We start from the raw sequence: 4418 nt of genomic DNA on the forward strand, positions 1-4418 counted from the left end.
GGATGCGGGCCGCCGTGCTGATCTATGCCCTGTTTCTGGGGATACAGCCCTTTGGCGGGCTGGCCGACGTGCTGCCCATGCTGATCGGCACGCCGACCGGCTGGGCCATCCTGGCCACGGGGTCTGCCATCGGGGCGCTGTTCGCGGGCTTTGCCTTCGGGATCAGCCTCTTTGCCATGCCGATGCTTCTCGACCATCATACTGACGCCCTTACCGCGATGGGCAACAGCCTAGCGCTGGTCTGGCACAACCTGCGCCCCTTGCTGCTTTGGGGGGCGATCGTGGCCGGGCTATTCATGGTGGCACTGGCGACCGGGCTTCTGGCCATGGTCATCATCTTTCCCGTGCTGGGCCATGCCACATGGCACGCCTGGGATGCCGTGAAAGCCGGAGTTGCGCAGTGACGGTGGCCGAACATCCTGGCGGTATGGGCTGCCCCGGCTGCGTGGCCGTGCCCCTTGCGCTTGAGGCGGCCGAGATCCCTTCGCGGCTGATGCTGTCACTGCCGAATGTCCATTGTGCCGCCTGCATCGGCAAGATCGAGGCTGGCCTGAACGCAACCCCCGGGGTGCGCTCGGCGCGGGTGAACCTGACCCTGAAACGCGCAAGCGTCGAGGCCGCTGCCGGGATCACGGCTGCCGATCTGGTCGGCGTCCTTGCCGGGTTGGGGCACGAGGCACATGAGCTGGACGCGACAGCACTGTCATCCACCGAAACGGACCGGCAGGGGCGGCAGCTGTCGATGCGCCTTGCCGTCGCGGGCTTTGCGATGATGAACGTCATGCTTCTGTCGGTTGCCGTCTGGTCCGGTGCGGGCGGGGCCTTGCGCGACATGTTCCACTGGATATCGCTGGCGATTGCCGTGCCAACAGTGGCCTATGCTGCACAGCCGTTCTTCCGCAGCGCCTGGGCATCGCTCCGCGCGCGGCAGGTCGGGATGGATGTGCCGATTTCAGTGGCCATCCTGCTGGCCACTGGCATCTCGGTTTTCGAGACCACCCAAGGCGGCCCGGTCGCGTGGTTCGATGCGGCGGTGACGCTGACCTTCTTCCTGCTGGCCGGACGTTACCTTGACCATCGCACCCGTGCGGCCGCGCGGTCGGCGGCAGCGGTGCTGTCGGCTCTGGAAGTGCCCCGCGCCCTGCGCATCGGGCCGGGGGGCACCGAGACGGTTGAGGTGACCGACCTCCGCCCCGACGATCTGGTGCTGGTGCGCCCCGGTGGCCGGATGCCGGTCGACGGCATTGTCACCGACGGCACCAGCGAGCTCGACCGCGCCATCCTGACCGGCGAGACGGTGCCCGTATTCGCAGGCCCCGGCAGCCGGGTATCAGCGGGCGAGACGAATCTGACCGGGCCGTTGACCCTGCGCGTGACCCATGCCGGGCGCGACAGTTCCCTGCACCGCATGGCGGATCTTGTGGCCGTCGCCGAAGCCTCGCGCGGGCGCTACACCACCTTGGCCGACCGGGCCGCGCGGGTCTATGTGCCGGTTGTGCATCTTTTGTCGCTTGGGGCCTTCGCCGTCTGGTGGGCCGCCACCAGCGACGCGCGGCTGGCGATCAACATCGCGGTGGCGGTGCTGATCATCACCTGTCCCTGCGGGCTGGGTCTTGCGGTGCCTGCAGTTGTCACGGCGGCGAGCGGGTGGCTCTTCCGCCGTGGCATGCTGATCAAGACCGGCACTGCGCTGGAGCGGTTGGCCGAAGCTACGGTCGTCGTCTTCGACAAAACCGGGACGCTGACCCTTGGCGTGCCCGAAGTGGCGGGTCTGGACGGCCACAATCGCCGCGACCTTGCCGTGGCGTTTGCACTGGCCGATGCATCGTCGCATCCACTGGCGCGGGCCTTGGCGCAGGCGATCAAGACTTTTGGGGTCCGGCCTGCGCATGTCACCAAGGTGACCGAAGTACCTGGCTACGGCATTCAGGGCATCTGGCAAGGCCATCAGGTGCAGCTTGGACGGGCCGACTGGCTCGGCATCGGGCAGGATGAGACGACAGCCACACATCTGCGGGTCGGAACCGCACCTCCCGTTACCTTCCGCTTCACCGACCGCCTGCGCCCCGGGGCCGAGGCTGCCGTCGCGGGAATGAAGGCACTAGGTTTGCGAGTCATGTTGATGTCAGGCGACGCGGCGATACCGGTGGCAAGCCTTGCCAAGCGGTTGGGGATCGACAGCTTCGAGGCCCGTCTGACCCCCACAGACAAGGCCGCGCAGATCAGCGCGCTATCGGCCGGGGGGGCGAAGGTCTTGATGATCGGTGACGGGCTGAACGACACGGCGGCCCTTGCGGCTGCGCATGTCTCCATCGCGCCCGCACAAGCGCTGGATGCGGCCCGTGCGGCGTCCGACATCGTGCTGCTTGGCACCGATCTTGCCCCCCTTGCCGATGCCGTGCGCCTGTCGCGAGTCGCCGTAGCACGGATGCGGCAGAACTTCGCACTCTCCGTCGCTTACAACGTCATCGCCGTCCCCATCGCATTGCTGGGCTTTGCCACACCGCTGATCTCGGCCATCGCCATGTCGCTGTCTTCGATCACCGTCTCGCTAAACGCCATGCGGACGCGCTAGCCATGGAGGCGCTCATCTGGCTGATCCCGGTGTCGCTTGGACTTGGCCTTCTGGGCCTCGGCGCTTTCGTCTGGACGCTGCGGCATCGGCAGTATGACGACCCCTCAGGTGATGCGGCGCGCATACTGCTGCCGGATTGGGACAACAATCCAAAACCGTAAAAAACACTCACCAGCGACTGACTGTGTCCGATTCACGCTAATTTGAAAATGAGGAGGCCTTCGACAATTGCTCGATGCCACTAGTCACAGACTACGACGATAGTCCCGGCAAGTCGGCCGCAGGTCCAACACTCTCTGCGTAGACTAATGTTCTGAGCCAGCCGATTCGGAGTTAGTACTATGACGAAACTTTTACCAACTATTGCAGCAGTATGGGCAGGTGTAGTGCTTGGCGGTTCGCTCATTGCCGCGCCGGCAAAATTTCAAGCGCCATCTCTTGAATTGAGTGTTGCGTTGGAAGTTGGCAGGGCCCAATTTTACTGGATCGGCATCGCAGAAACTGTTTGTGTTCTGATCCTCCTCGCCAGCTTCATTCCGCCCTTGGTCCGAGCGTCCCCCTCCAAGAGTGCTCAGCTCTCTGTCAGCGCGGCCGTTGTATGCTTCCTTGTACAACGGTTATGGTTAATGCCGCTCCTCAATGAGAGAACGGACGCTGTAATCTCCGGAGTAACACTGCCCCCAAGTCAATTACACTATCTATTTGTAGTCTTAGAAGTCATCAAGGTCGCAGTGCTGTTGGCACTACCCTGGTTCACTATAAGAGAAAGGACATAACTCATGTCACTTGCTGCGCGCAAGTTGCCCCCAGGGCTCGTGCAACACAAACAGTCGCCCGAGTTTTCCTTAACTTCTATACCGGCGGCCTTGGGACGGGATCATTCGACTAAGGCGGGCGTTTGGGGTGTTCTGAACGTGACGTCTGGGAGTGTGGTCTTTCACGACAAGGAATTGGGAGAAACACGCGAGATAAACACGGGCGAAGTCCAGGTCATCCCACCACAGACGATCCATAGTGTGACACTTACCGATGATAGTCGGTTTTTCATTCAATTCTTTCGTGATTCGGACTCCCTGCTTTCCGGCATGGCGAGCCGAATGTGATTCAGGTCCAGTAACATAGCGTCTCTCTTTCGGTATGTGTTGGTATACCAGTGTTCTGTACAAACACGGCTATCGGCAAGCGGCTAAACTGTCCCTCAAACATCAGCCGACGGGTTCTCGCGTCGTATTGATGCGATGCGTGGCTTCGCTGATCTTGTTCGCACTACGGGTAGGACATACTTCACTATCGTGGTCTCCGATCGCGAGAAGACATATGAGTGATCCAGCTATGACCTCGGAGCCCCGCTGGCTCCCTTCTACCGACCAGCCTCCTCTCACATCGACTGCGGATGTCCGCCACCATGTTGTCGTGATCGGCGCGGGCTTCGGCGGCTTGCAGCTTGTTCAGAGTTTGCGCGGAGCGGGCACGCGTATCACCCTGATTGACCAGCGCAACCACCACCTGTTCCAGCCCCTGCTCTATCAGGTCGCCACCACGATCCTTGCGACCTCTGAAATCGCCTGGCCGATCCGCAGCCTCTTTCGGAACCGCCCGGATGTGACAACCCTTCTCGCACGGGTCTGCGGTGTTGACGTCGCTGGCCGAACGGTGGAGCTCGAGGACGGTACCCGCGTCAGCTATGACACGCTGGTTGTCGCAACTGGTGCCCGGCACGCCTATTTCGGCCGGGACGAATGGGAAGCTGTGGCCCCCGGCCTCAAGACGCTTGAGGATGCGACGACCATCCGCCGCCGCCTGCTCTTGGCGTTCGAGCGGGCCGAGCGTGAGACCGACCCAG

The 4418-nt window shown here is 62.6% G+C and carries 5 protein-coding genes; all 5 read left to right on the plus strand.

The annotated features are described in order from the left end of the window. On the plus strand, positions 1-404 hold a 404-nt coding region (locus ACRCSW_RS23935; RefSeq protein ID WP_438708162.1), incomplete at its 5' end, for a DUF2189 domain-containing protein. After that, complete coding sequence (locus ACRCSW_RS23940) at positions 362-2575, plus strand: heavy metal translocating P-type ATPase (RefSeq protein ID WP_438708163.1); 2214 nt, start codon at positions 362-364, stop codon at positions 2573-2575. The genes ACRCSW_RS23935 and ACRCSW_RS23940, both read left to right, overlap by 43 nt. Positions 2576-2577: 2 nt before the next feature. Then, positions 2578-2736 carry a cbb3-type cytochrome oxidase assembly protein CcoS gene (ccoS, locus tag ACRCSW_RS23945; RefSeq protein WP_438708164.1) on the plus strand — a complete coding sequence of 53 codons (159 nt, stop codon included), beginning with the start codon at positions 2578-2580 and terminating at the stop codon, positions 2734-2736. 618 nt (positions 2737-3354) lie between these two features. Continuing rightward, positions 3355-3678 carry a DUF1971 domain-containing protein gene (locus tag ACRCSW_RS23950; RefSeq protein WP_438708165.1) on the plus strand — a complete coding sequence of 108 codons (324 nt, stop codon included), beginning with the start codon at positions 3355-3357 and terminating at the stop codon, positions 3676-3678. 214 nt (positions 3679-3892) lie between these two features. Next, positions 3893-4418 (plus strand): NAD(P)/FAD-dependent oxidoreductase (locus ACRCSW_RS23955; protein WP_438708166.1); only part of this gene is annotated, 526 nt, incomplete at its 3' end.

Origin of the sequence: Tabrizicola sp. (assembly GCF_051645465.1) — a bacterium.
GTDB lineage: Bacteria > Pseudomonadota > Alphaproteobacteria > Rhodobacterales > Rhodobacteraceae > Tabrizicola.